Raw genomic sequence first — 13589 nt, 5'->3', positions numbered from 1 at the left:
GGCTTCGATTCTAGACGGCGGGCGCCGGCTACACGCTCGTGAGCGTCGGTTGCTCGGTCACGGCCCACCCGGTGGCCTCGTTTGTGGCCGCGTCGTTGCCCTCATCGGGATCGAAGCCAGAACTCGCCGCCGGCGCCTCCGCACCCGTCGTCGCGTCTGCATTCGCCCCGTCAGCACTCGTCGAGGCTGTGCTGGTCGAACTCGAGGTGACGGCGCGCGTGAAAGCGGCTGTACCCCACATGAGATCGGGACCTATCGCATCCGCATCGATCTCCACCACCGTGCCGGACTTGCCGTCCTTCTCCCACGTGCGAATGCGCAGCCGACCCGTCACGACGACGCGGTCGCCCTTCTTGATGGAGGCCGCGATGTTCTCGGCCAGGTGCCGGAACGTCGAGACGGTGAACCAATTGGTGGGCCCGTACTCCCAGACGTTCTCGGTCTTGTTGAATCGACGTTGGCTCGATGCCAGGCGAAAACTCACGATGCGTAGTCCCTCGCTCGTCGTGGTGTCGCGTAGTTCCGTTGCCACCAGCCCGGTGGCTGTGATGCTGTCTGTCATGATGCTCCTCCTCGCATATCGACCGGCCGACTGACCGGGGACGGGGCCCGACGAACCCAGGTGTGTGCCAGTTGGGGTGGTGGTAGGTCGGGCCCCGTCACACGAGTGTGGCGTGATGGCACGGTGAGCAGGGCGGGCATCCACCGATCTGTGCACAATGCGGGATGCGCCGTAGCTGGGGAGGAAGGGGCGTCGGTGCGTGCCCCGCTCTTCTACGATGGGAACATGAGCTACGTTCCCGCCTCCAGCCGATACGACAACATGAGCTACAACCGCAGCGGCAGGAGCGGGCTCAAGCTGCCCGCACTCTCCCTGGGCCTCTGGCACAACTTCGGGCACGAACGCCCCATCGACACACAGCGCGCGATTCTGCGCCGCGCCTTCGACCTCGGCGTGACGCACTTCGACCTCGCCAACAACTACGGCCCGCCGTACGGCAGTGCCGAGACGAACTTCGGTCGCATCTTCGCGGAGGATTTCACGCCGTATCGCGACGAGATCATCGTCTCCTCCAAGGCCGGCTACGACATGTGGCCGGGCCCGTACGGTGACTTCGGCTCGCGCAAGTATTTGCTCGCCTCGCTCGACCAGAGCCTCGGCCGGCTCGGCCTCGACTACGTCGACATCTTCTACTCGCACCGCCCCGATCCCGAGACACCCATCGAGGAGACAATGGGCGCCCTCGCCAGCGCGGTACATCAGGGCAAGGCGCTGTACGTGGGTATCTCCAACTATTCCCCCGAACAGACCCTTGCCGCGGCCGCAGCTCTCGCAGAACACAACATTCCTCTCACCATTCACCAGCCGAGCTTCTCGATGTTCAACCGTCACGTCGAGAACGGGCTGCTGCCCGTTCTCGATGAGGTGGGTGCGGGCGGCATCGTCTTCTCCCCGCTCGCGCAGGGCATGCTCACCGACCGCTATCTCGACGGCACCGTGCCCACGGATTCGCGCGCGGCAACCAGCCGGTTCCTCTCCGAGTCTCAGATCAGCCAGACATACCTCGATCGTGCCCGTGCGCTCAACGAGATAGCCGCCGCACGGGGCCAGTCGCTGGCTCAACTGGCGCTGACCTGGGTGTTGCGGCATCCGCAGATCACCAGTGCGCTGATCGGAGCATCGAGCGTGGCGCAGCTGGAGCAGAACATCGGTGCACTGGATGCTGCGCCGCTCAGCCAGGACGAGCTCACGGCCATCGAAACGTACGCCGTCGACGGCACCGGCACCGGACGCGACTGACCTGGAACGTCGTCACAGCATGCGCCAGCTGTGCAGATTCGCAACCCGTCGGCCTGCCTGCGCTGCGCGCGCCGAACGCCGGGTTAATATGCCTGCATGCAGTGGTTCAATGACTTCACAGACTGGTTCACCTCCTCCGACGCACAGCCGGTGATCTTCAGCGCCGTCGTTCTGGCAATCGCGATCATCGTCTCCGGCCTCCTCGCCTCGTGGATCTCACGCGGTGCCATCAAGGGGCTCCTGGCACGCACCGAACGCGAGCAGAAGGCGTCTGCCATCGCGGCGCTCGTGGATGCCGCAACCGAGGCGTCCGTCTGGAACTCCCTCACCCCGCAGGAGCAGGTGCTCTCGGATCGCGCCGTCGGCCAGGCCGACACCCTCGTGCGCCTGCTGCCAATTCGCGGTGCGGGAACCGCCGCCAACTGGGCGGGCCACCAGTTCGCCGAGATGAAGCGCAATTCGGCGACATTCGGCTACCAGCTCGATCCGGCCATCGCCGAGTTCCGCGAGCGCCTGATCGACTGGCAGAACAAGCCGGGCAGGGCGCGCCGCATCTTCCAGAACGACCTCGACCGCTGGCGCTACGAGAACACCGACACGGAGCGCACGCTCATCGCGCAGCAGGATGCGTGGGTCGCCCAGCAGCACCACGAGCAGCACTCACCGGATGCCGCAGCCCGGCCGACCACGCCCCTCGCCTCGCCGGCGCCCGCCGCCGCGGCATCCACCGGGCCGGTACGTACGGCCGAGCCTGTCTCGGTGAACCAGGGCTTCCGCCCGACCGGTCCTGACGCGACCGACTAGACCGTCACGAGAGTTGGGCGCTGTTCAGCGCCACCAGGTATCGGCCGGTGTCGTCGGTGTGCGACGTTTGTGCTCGGTCGCCAGATAGCGTGTCTCGATGGCCTCGGCCACCTCGTCGGCGACGTCTGCGCCCTCGAGGTAGTCGTCGATGTCCTGGTAGCTCAGCCCCAGGTTGTCCTCGTCGGTCTGGCCCGGCGTGTCATCGAGCAGATCGGCGGTGGGCGCCTTCTCGTAAAGCCGGGCCGGCGCATCCAGTGCCTGAAGCAGCGCCTTGCCCTGTCGCTTGGTGAGGCCTGAGAGCGGCAGCAGATCTGCACCGCCGTCGCCGAACTTCGTGTAGAAACCGGTGACAGCCTCGGCCGCGTGATCGGTGCCGACCACGAGAAGCCCACGCTGACCGGCTATCGCATACTGTGCGATCATGCGCGCCCTGGCCTTCACGTTGCCTTTCGTGAAGTCGCTCATATCGTCACCTATCGCATCGGCGTATTCGGCCTCGATTCCGTCGACGCCGCGCTGGATGTTGTAGCTCACGACTCGCTGCGGGCGGATGAACGAGAGTGCCAGCTGGGCGTCGTCTTCGTCGTGCTGCACCGCGTAGGGCAGCCGCACGGCGATGAATTCTGCGGAGCCGCCATCGGCAGCGATCCGCTCCACCGCGAGCTGACAGAGCCGGCCCGCCAGTGAGGAATCCTGGCCGCCGCTGATGCCGAGAACGAAGCCCCCCGCGCCGGTGCGCCTCGCGTAGTCGACGAGAAAGCCGACCCTCGTCTGGATCTCGGCAGCCGGCTCGATACTCGGCTTGACGTTCAGCTCGCGAATGATCTGTGCCTGCAACTCACGCATAATGGCACCCTACCGCCGCCGTGTTTCACCGGTGTGAACGAGCGCGCCTCGACACCCGGCCTCAGGCCGGTCGCCGCAGATCGCGCCCGATGATCGCGGCGGTCAGTGCCTCGATCGGTTCCTTTGCCGCCACCGGATTCGACAGCAGACTGAAGGTGACCTCGCCGAGGTCGGGCAGGGCGAAGCGCCGCGTGACCTTCACCAGATCGTCGGGAATCAGCGATTGGGGAAAGACCGCGATGCCCAGGCCCGCACGCACGGCCGCAAGGGTGCTGTTGACGTCACGGGTGTTGCACGTGATGCGCCAGGTGCGCCCGGCCGCCTCGAGCGCGTCGATGGCGGCCTGCCTGCTGATGCTCGGCGCCTGGTACGCCACCAGCGGCACGGGCGCGCCCTCGTCGATGACCGTCTTCTCCTGCCCCACCCACACCAGAATGTCGCGACTGACGACCGTTCCGTCGGTTTCGCCGGGGTTGCGCTTGATAAAGATGAGATCGAGCTGGCCACCCTTGAGCTTGCGGTGCAGCGGCCCACTCTGGTCGACCGTCAGCTCGAGGTTGATCTGCGGGTGCAACTGGCGAAAGTGCCGCAGGATGCGCGGAAGCTGGGTGATGGCGAGGTCGTCGGCGGTGCCGAAGCGCAGTCGGCCCTTCATCGCCGAACCGCTGAAATAACTGGATGCCTCGGCGTGCGCGGCCAGGATCGTGCGCGCAAACCCCGCCATGGCGTCACCGTTGTCGGTGAGCCGCACCTCCCGCGTGTCGCGGGCCACGAGCATCCGCGTCGCCGCTTCTTCGAGACGGCGCACATGCTGGCTCACGGTGGGCTGGCTCACGCCCAACTGCGCCGCCGCTTTGGTGAAGCTTCTCGTCTCGGCGACGGCGAGGAACGAGCGCAGCAGAACGGGGTCGAACACGATGGCCTCCTATTCGAAAACGTAATCCTAGTTATAGCTCCAATTGGGTTCAGAAATAAAGCGGGCACGCGTAGCGTTGTAAAGCGCGGACATAACCGACAGCCATACGAAACTCATTTTTGACGCAGGATCCTTTTACGTGACTCCCCCACCCCCCGACGCAGCGGCACCGACCGCCCCCATGCCCGTTCTGACCGTGCGCCCGCCGTGGCGCGAGACGCTGGTGGCGCTCAAGGTGCGCAACTACCGGTTGTTCGCCTCCTCCAATCTGGTGCAGAACACCGCGGGCTGGATGCAGCGCATCGCCATGGACTGGTTGGTGCTCGAACTCACCGGCAGCGCCACCGCCGTGGGCATCACCGTCGCCATGCAGTTCACGCCGATGTTGCTCTTCGGCCTGTTCGGCGGCGTGATCGCCGATCGTTTTCCCAAGCGCAACCTGCTGATCGGCACACAGAGCGCTGCGGTCCTGCTCGCCGCAACGCTCGCGGTGCTCACCCTCACCGGCTCCATCGTGGTGTGGCAGATCTGGGCCATCTCGTTCCTGCAGGGGCTGGCGGCCGTGATCGATAGCCCGGCCCGGCAGGTCTTCGTTAACGAACTCGTCGGCCCGCGTTATCTGCGCAACGCGATCAGCATCAACTCCTCGATCTTTCAGCTCGGCGGTCTGCTCGGACCGGCCGTCGGCGGTGTGCTGATCACGCTCATCGGCGCCGGATGGCTGTTCGCCGTCAATGCGGTCGGATGCGCCGTTGTCGTCACGAATCTGTTCCGGCTGCGCACTTCCGAACTGCACGCCAGCCCGATCGCCGCGCGCGGAAAGGGCCAGCTTTCGGAGGGCATGCGCTACGTCGCGCACAAACCCGCGATCTTCTGGACCATCGTCATGATGGCGTTCCTGGCGGTCTTCGCCTTCAGCATGCCGGTGTTCCTCACCTCCTTCGCCACCGAGGTGTACGACGTGGGCGCGGCGGGTTACGGAATGTTCAACGCTCTCGTTGCCGCGGGCGCATTCACGGGTGCGCTGCTTTCCACTCGGCGCATGTCGGTGCGGCTGCGCACGATAGTGGGAGGGGCTGCCGCGCTCGGGGTCATTCAGCTTCTCGCGGCGCTCGCTCCCACCGAGTTGACCTTCGGCGCGCTGCTGGTGGGCACCGGTGTCGCGAACCTGCTCTTCATCACCGCCGCGAACTCTCTCGTGCAGATGTCGTCGAATGTGCGCATCCGGGGCCGCGTGATGTCGCTGTACGTGCTCGTATTGCTCGGCGGCCAGGCCATCGGCGGACCGATCATGGGTTGGGCGGTCGAGAGCTTCGGGCCGCACGCCGCGATGATCGCTTCGGGCGCACTGCCCGCTCTCGCCGCGATAGTGATTGCGCTCGTGCTGGCCCGCCGCGGTCAGCTTGGCATTCGGGTGAGCATGAAACGAGCCGATCCGTTCGTGCGCATCGTGCGGCGACCGCGTTTCGCCGTGGATGGCGATGCCGGACTGTGCCCCGAGCCGGACTCGAACCGGCAACCTACGGATTAGAAGGCCGTTGCTCTATCCATTGAGCTATCGGGGCAAAATGCGATTCCACGATACAGGACGGGGCTCTCACAGACCCGCCAATGCGCGGCACGGAGAGAAGCGACCGCGCGTTCGGCCACCGCGTGCGGGAATTGTGCCTTAATGGCTTATGAGCAGCGACAGCGCGCCGACCCGCCAGCCGGTGGAAAAGTATGGAATCGGCCGGGTCGAGGCATTCTCTGACGGCGTCATCGCGGTGGCTATAACCTTGCTCGTGCTCGACCTGCGGGTTCCGCAACCAGGCGACGGCGCCGGCCTCGCGAACCAGCTCGCCGAACTGTGGCCCAACTATTTGGCGTATGTCATCTCCTTTCTGGCGATCGGCATCATGTGGATCAACCACCATGCCGCGTTGCGGCGCTTGAAAGGCGCCGATCACGCCGTGCTCGTGGCTAATCTGTTGCTCTTGCTCTGCATCGTGGCATTGCCGTTCAGCACGTCGCTCTTCGCGACGTACCTGACTTCGCCGACCGGTGGGCATCTGGCGGCCATCGTCTACGCGGGTTCGTTCCTCGTGACGTCGCTGGTGTTCTTCGCACTGCAGTACCTCATTCTGGTACGCCGCCGGCATCTCCTGCGCGAACCGTTGACCCTGCGGCAGCAGCGATCGCTCCTGCTGCGCGGTGTGCTCGCCGCCCCGGTGTACCTCGTGGCCGCGCTGCTGGGGCTGGTGACGCCCTACCTGACCCTGGCGGCCTGCATCCTGCTGGGGCTCTTCTACCTGCTGCCGTTCCGCAGCCGCTAAAGCCCTTTCGCTGCCGCGACCAGCACCTGCTGCACGGTGGGCACGCCTTCGGCACGAAAGACATCGTCACCGGCAGCGTTGCGCACGATCACCGTCGGGGTGCTGCGGATGCCTGCGGCCTCGGCCTCGCGCTCATCGTGCACCACATCGAGTTCCGTGATTGTCGCCTGCGGCAGCAACCGAGCAACCTCGGCGAGCACGGCGCGCGTCTGCATGCACGGCTCACAGAACGCGGAGGTGAAGAGCACGAGTTGCACAGCCCAAGTCTACGACCGGAGTGCCTCACGCCGCGGCGAACGAACTCAGTCGGCGAACGCCGTGCCGGCGATGTGCGGCCAGCCGATTCCGAGGGCTTCGCGCTCGACGTAACCGGTGGCATCCACTCGTTCGAAGCTGCTCTTGATGGCCGCGAGCGTGTCGCGCCCGACGTGGCATTCTCCCGGCGAGCGCGCGAAGAGAGCGTCGTCGCAGCGCTGAAACCGTCGCTTCCATCCACGGCTCGCTGCCACGTGCTCGACAAAGACATAGCGCCCGCCCGGTCGCAGCACGCGTCGAATCTCCTCGAGTGACCGTTTCTGATCGTCGACCGAACACAGCACGAAGGAGCCGATTACGGCATCCACGCTCGCGTCGTCGAGCGGAATGCTCTCAGCGAAGCCACGGATCACGCGCGGGTTGCGCATGACTGCCTCCGCACCACGCCGTAGCTCGTCGATCAGCTCGCCGTTGGGTTCGAGACCGATCCAGTCGATGTCATGCAGCTCGGAGAAGTTGGCGCCACGACCGGCACCGATTTCGAGCACGGTGCCCGTCAACGAGCCAAAGAGCGACGAAGCCGTTGGCGCGGCGGTGGCGATCATGAGACGAGTTGCCCTTCCTGCGCGTTCTGCGTGCGCGCCGCCCGACGAGAGCGTGCCGAGCCGACGAGCGTCGCCGTCACGGTTGCCGCGACCGCCAGGTGCATGATGCACAGTACGACGCCGGCACCCACCGAGTTCGCCGAGGTGACCGGCGCCAGAAGAGACAGCACGCCGAAGACCAGGGCGATGATCAGAAAGACCCGCCCCGGTCGCCTGGCTGCCCGTTCCAGGATGGCCAGCACGCCCCAGGCCGCGAGCGCTGCGAGGGCCGCCACGATGACAATGGAAAGTACGCCGACGGTCTGCGACTGACCCGCCATGAGAACGGTCAGATCGATGCCGAGAATCGGCACGGCAATCACCCAGACGACGAGTGCGGCGACGACGGCGCCAACGACGGCGCTCAGACGGCGAATGGTTCTCTGTCGTGATTTCATGCCCTCACGCTACGGTCGCGGCGCTACGGAGGAGAGTGCCCGATGTCCCCGGATGCGCGTGACAAATGTCATCCGCCCACCGTGCAGCAGCACCCTCTTGACAGCATCCGTTTGTCGGAGGATTCTCAGCCGTAGCGCGTGTATCACCGCGGGCGGCGCGGCCTCGGCGCGCGAGAGGAGGCGGTGCTGCCATGCCCACTGCAGATCTCGTTCTCGAGGGTGGCGGGGTGAAGGGTTCCGGCCTGGTGGGGGCCATCACTGCCCTCGTGGAGCGCGACGATCCATACACCTTTGCACGCGTGGCCGGAACCTCGGCGGGAGCCATCGTGGCCTCGCTGCTGGCTGCGGGTATCGCTCCACCGGAGATCAAGACGATCATGGACGAACTCGATTTCTCGAAGTTTGAGGATGAACCAAAAGTCTTCGCACACGCCCCGCATCTCGGCGCGGCGTTCGGCCTGCTGTTGCGGGAGGGGATGTATCTCGGCGATTTTCTACGCAACTGGATCGCCGACACGCTGGCCGCGCACGGGGTACGCACCTGGGCGGATCTGAAGGATGACGATCCCGGCAGCGCGCTACCCCCGGAGCGGCGCTACAAGCTCGTCGTTATCGTCTCGGATGTGTCGCGCGGGCTGATGCTGCGCCTTCCGTGGGACTACGAGGCACTCCTCGGCGTCGATGCCGATACGCAATCGGTGGCCGACGCGGTTCGCGCATCCGCGTCCATCCCCTTCTTCTTCGAGCCCATGCGCATGGAAGTCGATCCGGCGATCACCGGCCACAGTCACATTGTGTGTACCGACGGTGGCATGCTCTCCAACTACCCCATCGACATCTTCGACAGGCATGACGACACCGCATCACGCTGGCCCACCCTGGGTGTCAAGCTCTCCGCACGAACGAGTGTGAGCACAGACACGTGGAGCCCGGATGCCACGGACTTCCAACTCGCCAAGTCGCTGCTGGCCACCATGATGGGTGCGCACGACCGGGTACACGTGGCCGATCCCGCATTCGCCTCGCGCACCGTCTTCGTCGACACGACGGGCTTCAGCGCGACCGATTTCACACTCTCCGCCGCGGACAAGACCACGCTGTTCACCAGCGGACACACAAGCGCGCAACGCTTTCTCAACGTCTGGGACTGGGCTAAGTGGAAGGCCGGCGACTACGCATCATTGCTGAACCCGCATGCCGTTCTGCCCGGATCAGGGTCGGCATCCGGAGCAGTCGGAGGCAAACAGTAGACTTTGAGGCATGGCTACTTCCTCGGATCGACTGGTCTGGATCGACTGCGAAATGACCGGGCTCGACCTCGAGGTCGACGAGCTTGTGGAAATCGCGGTGGTCATCACCGACTTCGAATTGAATGTTCTCGACCCCGGGCTGTCGATAGTGATCAAGCCCGATTCGACGGCGCTGGAGAACATGAACGATTTCGTGCGCAACATGCACACGACGAGCGGGCTCATCGAGGAGATTCCGAACGGCATCAGCCTGGCCGACGCCGAGTATCAGGTTCTCGAGTACATCATCAAGTACGTGCCGACGGGCAAGCAGGCGCCGCTGGCGGGCAACACCATCGGCACCGACCGGGCTTTCATCGCCAAGTTCATGCCGCGCGTCGATGGACACCTGCATTACCGCAACGTCGACGTGTCCTCCATCAAGGAACTCGCCCGCCGCTGGTACCCGCGCATCTACTTCAACGCACCAGGCAAAGACGGCGGCCACCGCGCCCTCGCTGACATTCTTGAGTCCATTCGCGAGCTCGAATACTACCGCCGGGCCGCGTTCGTGGCCGAGCCCGGCCCGACCACCGAACAGACTCAGGCCGTCGCCGCATCCGTGGTGGAGAATTGGGCCTCGCGGATGTAATAGAATCTTTCTCGTTGTCTTCGACAGCGCTTCGGCGCCGTCGGGAACATGGTGGGTATAGCTCAGCTGGTAGAGCGCCTGGTTGTGGTCCAGGAGGTCGCGGGTTCAAGCCCCGTTACTCACCCCAAATAAATGCCCGGTCCGGCCATATTTTCATAGCTACATCACGCATTTCATGTAGGCATGCCTACATTTCGTTATATCCCGTTGTCCCGCACGCCGGACCAAGCGAGAACGCGCTAGTACAGCTTTTTGATCAGTTTCAGACCGTGCGGTGATCCCCAGAAGTACGGTTGGCCGCCCAGCCGCGGGACTTGTACCGCCACGACACCATAGATGCCCAGGTTGTAAGTCGTGTATGTGTCCGAAGTGCTGTGCGGTGAACCGGTTGATCTCGAGTTCACTCCTAAAATATCGGGCGCAATAGTCTGCATTCCGTCGGGGAAAATGACCACAGCTCCCGCTGCGTCACACTGAGCACGGACTTTGGACCCTAGCTCAGTGACGTCGATTGAGGGACTTGGTGAACATCGCGGAATAGCCGTTTCGGATGAGGTCAACAAAACGGTCTTAGTCATACAGCCGGACAGGGATATTCCGACCACGAGAACGAGCATTGCCGCTGCGGTTCTTCTCACGTTTTCACCCCGGTGCAGATCAAACCAGAAATCTCGAGTCAGACAAAGCCCCCACTTTGCGTCTAACGGCGAAATGTCGCCCTGGAAGAACCCGCTCTTCTCGCCGAGCAGTGAGCCGAAAGGGAAGACGGGTCGTAGCGCCCATCGCGCCATACTCATTCGCCTCCTCCCGAGCGAGGCGAGTCGCAGCTCGGGTAGCCGGTAAACCCGCCTCTGAAGAGATGTATGCGTGGCGGTCGGCCTCCTGCTGCGTTCGACGAGATCTTGGCAGGGATGTGGAATCGAGATGGTGGCGCATTGCTTCCAACGCGCCATCTCCGGCGTCTGGCCGGCGGCATCCTCATCGGGGTCGATGCGCCCGGGCCGACGCAGTAGCCTTGCGGAGCGGTGGCTTTCACATTGCGGCAGTCTTCGTGCCACGCGAATCAGGTGTAGCCCTGCCTACAGTTCGGCCCTAAAACACCTCGAATTGGCCCTGTGCAATTCAGGAACTTCGTTGATTTACCGGGGTTTTACTGACCTCAAGAACGTGTTCAAGCCCCGTTACTCACCCCAATGAATTAGCCCGTGCGGCTCGCCTGCGCCGCCGACCGGATGCCTCATGAGAGGCTGAAGGCGTGCTGGAACTCGGCGTTGAAGACTTTGAAAAGCTCGTCACCGACGAGCTCGACGCCCTGCCCGACGACATGGTGGACGGGCTCGAGAACGTGGTGATAGTGGTCGAGGATCGGCCCGAAGACGGCACCCTCGACCTGCTCGGACTGTACGACGGCGTTGCGCTCACCGAGCGTGGCCAGTACGGCTTCGGCGAGATGCCGGACCGCATCGTGCTCTACCGTGAGCCGTTGCTCGCGATCTGCGACGACCTCGAGAGTCTTCGCGACGAGATTCACGTGACGCTCGTGCATGAGATCGGCCATTTCTATGGCATCGACGATGCGCGCCTGCACGAGCTGGGCTGGGCGTGAATGAGAGCGCGTAACCCCCTGCGTCGCGGCGTGGGTATCGCCGTCGGCACCATCGTCATCCTCGTCGTGGGCCTCTACGGGCCAGCCACGCTGGTGGGCCCGTTGCCCGAGGCGCGGGCGAAGGTGACGGCTCCTTCGACCGCGCCGAAGGCATCCGCACCGGTACTGCCCAAGGACGGGGCAAGCGCCATCGCCGTTGCGCCGAACAAGCCTGCTATCGCGGCGGCCGGCGTGAAAGACGCGGTGCCGCTGGCCGGGGTCACCAAGCTCGTGACCGCGCTGGTCGTGCTCAACGCCAAGCCGATTGCTGCGAAGCACGATGGCGCATTGATTCGCATGACCGCTGCCGACGTGGGCTTCTATTCCGCGCACCGTGCCGCGGGAGACGTGACCGTTCCGGTCGTGCTCGGTGAGACGTGGAGCGAGAAGCAGATGCTGCAGGCGATGATTCTCGCCTCGAGCAACAACCACGCCGACTCGTTGGCCCGGTGGGCGTTCGGCAACGAAGATGCGTACCTCGATGCGGCGAAGGCGTGGCTCTCCAAGAACGGACTGAAGACGACGGCCGTAGCCGATGCATCCGGAATCAGCGAGAACAGCGTGGGCACGGCGGCAGACGCAGCGCATCTCGCCGCGCTCGCGATGCATGACCCAACCATCGCCGACATCATCGCGCACCCCGTCGACACCCTTGCGGGCGGGCGTGTTATTGAGAACAGCACCGCGTTTCACCCCGAACTCGGCGTGACGGGCATCTCCCGCAGCTACACCGACGCGGCCGGCGTGTGCTTTCTGTTCGCGGCGACGGTGAAGGTCGATGACAAGCCGTTCACCTTCACCGGTGCGTTCCTGCGCATTCCCGACTGGGACACCCTGCAGAGCGCGCTGACCGCCCTGATCACGGATGCGCGCGCATCCGTTCATCAAATCACGCTCGTGAAGAAGGGCGCCAGTTTCGCCACGATCACGAGCGCGTGGGGCGACACCGCGCACGCCGTCGCCGATGGAGCCGTCACCATCACCGGCTGGAGCTCGGCGAAGCCTCGCTATGCGGTGAGGCTGAAGCCCGTGACCGCCGCTTCGAAGGGGCACACCGTCGGAGAAGTGGAACTCAGCGGCGCCACCGCAGCAACGGTCTCGCTCACGCTGGATCGCACGCTTTCAGACCCGGGAGTGGGCTGGCGCGTGTCGCATCCGATCCCGGTTATCTCAACATTCGTGAAATCGCTGGGCGGCTGAGCGCCCGCCCTCACTCGTCTTCGGGGGTGCGCTCGACCGGATCGCTTTCCGGCGAGTCGAAGTTGTACTTCACGTGCAGCAGTCCCTGAATCTCCCGGCTGTCACCCGCCACGTACCAGAATGTCGATTCGAGGCCGTCGACGGCTTCGATCGCGCCCAGACGCTCGTCATATTTTCCGCGCACGAGAATGCGGCGATCGGTGCGTCCCGCAAGCGGGCCGTCAACGTACTCGACGATGTATTCCTGATCCTGGTTCTCCGCAGTGCTCATGATCCCACGGTAGACCGAGGCGGGCATTCCGGCCCGCAACCGAAGCCGCTATGTTGTGCCGTCGAGCACCAGGTTTGCGCATTCGATCGGATGCTCGCGCGCGACGAAATCATCGAACTGACGCTGCCACTCATCCCAGTGCGCATCGAAACCGCCATGGTCGCGCTCCAGGGCGCGCCGCTTGCGCACCTCATCGTCGGCGGTGATCCAGACCCGCAGCGTAGAGAACGGCACGTTCTCCCGCAGAAGGGTGCCGCATCCCTCAACGATGAGCGGGCGCTCGGCGTCGACCCTCACCCACTCCCCGGGCGCGGCCGTCTCCCAGTCGTAACGCTGCCAACGCGCGGTGCGAGCCTCACCCCGTGACCGCAGCAACTCCTTGTGCACGAGCGCGCTGCCCGCCTCGAGACCGCCCCAGCCGGGATAGAGATCGTCCATGCGCACCAGCACCGGATGCCGCGCCCTAGGCCAGGCCGCGACCAGGCGGTCGGCCAGCGTGCTCTTGCCCGCGCCGCTTGGGCCGTCGATGAGGATCACCGATGTTGGCGTTGCCGCGAGGGCGACCCGCACCGCCTGGAGGAGCGGAGCGAGCATGGCTTCCATGGCAGCAGGA

16 protein-coding genes and 2 tRNA genes are annotated in these 13589 nt (G+C 64.7%); 9 read left to right on the top strand and 9 right to left on the bottom strand.

From position 1 onward, the window contains the following. Positions 1–28: 28 nt before the first annotated feature. On the bottom strand, positions 29–562 hold the full coding sequence (gene ssb, locus ASC63_RS11290) for a single-stranded DNA-binding protein (protein WP_055813225.1): 534 nt from the start codon (positions 560–562) through the stop codon (positions 29–31). 225 nt (positions 563–787) lie between these two features. Between ssb and mgrA the strand changes: the two genes are divergently transcribed. Beyond that, complete coding sequence (gene mgrA, locus ASC63_RS11285) at positions 788–1801, top strand: L-glyceraldehyde 3-phosphate reductase (RefSeq protein WP_055815428.1); 1014 nt, start codon at positions 788–790, stop codon at positions 1799–1801. A 96-nt stretch (positions 1802–1897) separates the two neighbouring features. Beyond that, entirely contained in the window at positions 1898–2605 is a 708-nt protein-coding gene (locus ASC63_RS11280) for a hypothetical protein (RefSeq protein ID WP_055813222.1), read from the top strand. A 24-nt stretch (positions 2606–2629) separates the two neighbouring features. On the opposite strand, the gene nadE is transcribed toward ASC63_RS11280, so the two are convergent. Both nadE and ASC63_RS11270 read right to left on the bottom strand, forming a co-directional pair. Next, positions 2630–3451 carry an ammonia-dependent NAD(+) synthetase gene (nadE, locus tag ASC63_RS11275; protein ID WP_055813218.1) on the bottom strand — a complete coding sequence of 274 codons (822 nt, stop codon included), beginning with the start codon at positions 3449–3451 and terminating at the stop codon, positions 2630–2632. A 61-nt stretch (positions 3452–3512) separates the two neighbouring features. Next, positions 3513–4367 (bottom strand): LysR substrate-binding domain-containing protein, encoded by an 855-nt coding sequence (locus ASC63_RS11270; protein WP_055813216.1) that lies wholly within the window; start codon positions 4365–4367, stop codon positions 3513–3515. Positions 4368–4548: 181 nt separating this feature from the next. Between ASC63_RS11270 and ASC63_RS11265 the strand changes: the two genes are divergently transcribed. Beyond that, positions 4549–5898 carry an MFS transporter gene (locus tag ASC63_RS11265; protein ID WP_082487791.1) on the top strand — a complete coding sequence of 450 codons (1350 nt, stop codon included), beginning with the start codon at positions 4549–4551 and terminating at the stop codon, positions 5896–5898. Here the strand turns inward: ASC63_RS11265 and ASC63_RS11260 are convergent. Then, a tRNA-Arg gene (locus ASC63_RS11260) sits at positions 5860–5932 on the bottom strand. The genes ASC63_RS11265 and ASC63_RS11260 overlap by 39 nt on opposite strands. A 114-nt stretch (positions 5933–6046) precedes the next feature. On the opposite strand from ASC63_RS11260, the gene ASC63_RS11255 reads away from it, so the two are divergent. Beyond that, positions 6047–6682 carry a TMEM175 family protein gene (locus tag ASC63_RS11255; RefSeq protein WP_055813213.1) on the top strand — a complete coding sequence of 212 codons (636 nt, stop codon included), beginning with the start codon at positions 6047–6049 and terminating at the stop codon, positions 6680–6682. Here the strand turns inward: ASC63_RS11255 and ASC63_RS11250 are convergent. Genes ASC63_RS11250 through ASC63_RS11240 form a run of 3 tightly spaced genes read right to left on the bottom strand, consistent with a single transcriptional unit; the run spans position 6679 to position 7979 of the window. Continuing rightward, positions 6679–6939, bottom strand: a complete 261-nt coding sequence (locus tag ASC63_RS11250) for a thioredoxin family protein (RefSeq protein WP_055813210.1) — start codon at positions 6937–6939, stop codon at positions 6679–6681. The two genes, ASC63_RS11255 and ASC63_RS11250, sit on opposite strands and share 4 nt — an antisense overlap. A 45-nt stretch (positions 6940–6984) precedes the next feature. Beyond that, complete coding sequence (locus ASC63_RS11245; protein ID WP_055813207.1) at positions 6985–7542, bottom strand: class I SAM-dependent methyltransferase; 558 nt, start codon at positions 7540–7542, stop codon at positions 6985–6987. Beyond that, complete coding sequence (locus ASC63_RS11240) at positions 7539–7979, bottom strand: DUF6069 family protein (RefSeq protein WP_055813204.1); 441 nt, start codon at positions 7977–7979, stop codon at positions 7539–7541. The genes ASC63_RS11245 and ASC63_RS11240 overlap by 4 nt, the downstream gene beginning before the upstream one ends. Before the next feature lie 191 nt (positions 7980–8170). On the opposite strand from ASC63_RS11240, the gene ASC63_RS11235 reads away from it, so the two are divergent. The 5 genes from ASC63_RS11235 to ASC63_RS11215 all read left to right on the top strand — a co-directional run bounded on the left by ASC63_RS11235 (position 8171) and on the right by ASC63_RS11215 (position 12705). Next, the gene (locus ASC63_RS11235) at positions 8171–9229 is read left to right on the top strand and encodes a patatin-like phospholipase family protein (protein WP_055813201.1); all 1059 of its coding nucleotides are present in this window, start codon (positions 8171–8173) and stop codon (positions 9227–9229) included. A gap of 10 nt (positions 9230–9239) precedes the next feature. Next, positions 9240–9860 (top strand): oligoribonuclease, encoded by a 621-nt coding sequence (gene orn / locus ASC63_RS11230; RefSeq protein WP_055813198.1) that lies wholly within the window; start codon positions 9240–9242, stop codon positions 9858–9860. Positions 9861–9911: 51 nt separating this feature from the next. Next, positions 9912–9987: transfer RNA gene (locus ASC63_RS11225), tRNA-His, on the top strand. Positions 9988–11184: 1197 nt separating this feature from the next. Next, positions 11185–11466 carry a metallopeptidase family protein gene (locus ASC63_RS11220; protein WP_082487789.1) on the top strand — a complete coding sequence of 94 codons (282 nt, stop codon included), beginning with the start codon at positions 11185–11187 and terminating at the stop codon, positions 11464–11466. Further along, on the top strand, positions 11467–12705 hold the full coding sequence (locus ASC63_RS11215) for a hypothetical protein (RefSeq protein WP_082487531.1): 1239 nt from the start codon (positions 11467–11469) through the stop codon (positions 12703–12705). A 10-nt stretch (positions 12706–12715) separates the two neighbouring features. Here the strand turns inward: ASC63_RS11215 and ASC63_RS11210 are convergent, their stop codons facing one another. Then, positions 12716–12976, bottom strand: coding sequence for a hypothetical protein (locus ASC63_RS11210; protein ID WP_055815422.1), 261 nt, complete (start codon positions 12974–12976; stop codon positions 12716–12718). Positions 12977–13024: 48 nt separating this feature from the next. Beyond that, positions 13025–13579, bottom strand: a complete 555-nt coding sequence (locus ASC63_RS11205) for an AAA family ATPase (protein ID WP_055813191.1) — start codon at positions 13577–13579, stop codon at positions 13025–13027. Positions 13580–13589: the final 10 nt, after the last annotated feature.

Origin of the sequence: Leifsonia sp. Root112D2, from assembly GCF_001424905.1 — a bacterium.
Lineage (GTDB): Bacteria > Actinomycetota > Actinomycetes > Actinomycetales > Microbacteriaceae > Root112D2.
This window is presented reverse-complemented; position numbering and strand designations above follow the sequence as displayed.

Excerpts from the sequence above, each read along its gene's own strand:
- ASC63_RS11280 (WP_055813222.1), top strand. The coding sequence starts at position 1,898 with ATGCAGTGGTTCAATGACTTCACAGACTGGTTCACCTCCTCCGACGCA.
- nadE (WP_055813218.1), bottom strand. The coding sequence starts at position 3,451 with ATGCGTGAGTTGCAGGCACAGATCATTCGCGAGCTGAACGTCAAGCCG.
- ASC63_RS11220 (WP_082487789.1), top strand. The coding sequence starts at position 11,185 with ATGGTGGACGGGCTCGAGAACGTGGTGATAGTGGTCGAGGATCGGCCC.
- ASC63_RS11215 (WP_082487531.1), top strand. The coding sequence starts at position 11,467 with ATGAGAGCGCGTAACCCCCTGCGTCGCGGCGTGGGTATCGCCGTCGGC.
- ASC63_RS11265 (WP_082487791.1), top strand. The coding sequence starts at position 4,549 with ATGCCCGTTCTGACCGTGCGCCCGCCGTGGCGCGAGACGCTGGTGGCG.
- ASC63_RS11245 (WP_055813207.1), bottom strand. The coding sequence starts at position 7,542 with ATGATCGCCACCGCCGCGCCAACGGCTTCGTCGCTCTTTGGCTCGTTG.
- orn (WP_055813198.1), top strand. The coding sequence starts at position 9,240 with ATGGCTACTTCCTCGGATCGACTGGTCTGGATCGACTGCGAAATGACC.
- ASC63_RS11205 (WP_055813191.1), bottom strand. The coding sequence starts at position 13,579 with ATGGAAGCCATGCTCGCTCCGCTCCTCCAGGCGGTGCGGGTCGCCCTC.
- ASC63_RS11255 (WP_055813213.1), top strand. The coding sequence starts at position 6,047 with ATGAGCAGCGACAGCGCGCCGACCCGCCAGCCGGTGGAAAAGTATGGA.
- mgrA (WP_055815428.1), top strand. The coding sequence starts at position 788 with ATGAGCTACGTTCCCGCCTCCAGCCGATACGACAACATGAGCTACAAC.
- ASC63_RS11240 (WP_055813204.1), bottom strand. The coding sequence starts at position 7,979 with ATGAAATCACGACAGAGAACCATTCGCCGTCTGAGCGCCGTCGTTGGC.
- ssb (WP_055813225.1), bottom strand. The coding sequence starts at position 562 with ATGACAGACAGCATCACAGCCACCGGGCTGGTGGCAACGGAACTACGC.
- ASC63_RS11210 (WP_055815422.1), bottom strand. The coding sequence starts at position 12,976 with ATGAGCACTGCGGAGAACCAGGATCAGGAATACATCGTCGAGTACGTT.
- ASC63_RS11235 (WP_055813201.1), top strand. The coding sequence starts at position 8,171 with ATGCCCACTGCAGATCTCGTTCTCGAGGGTGGCGGGGTGAAGGGTTCC.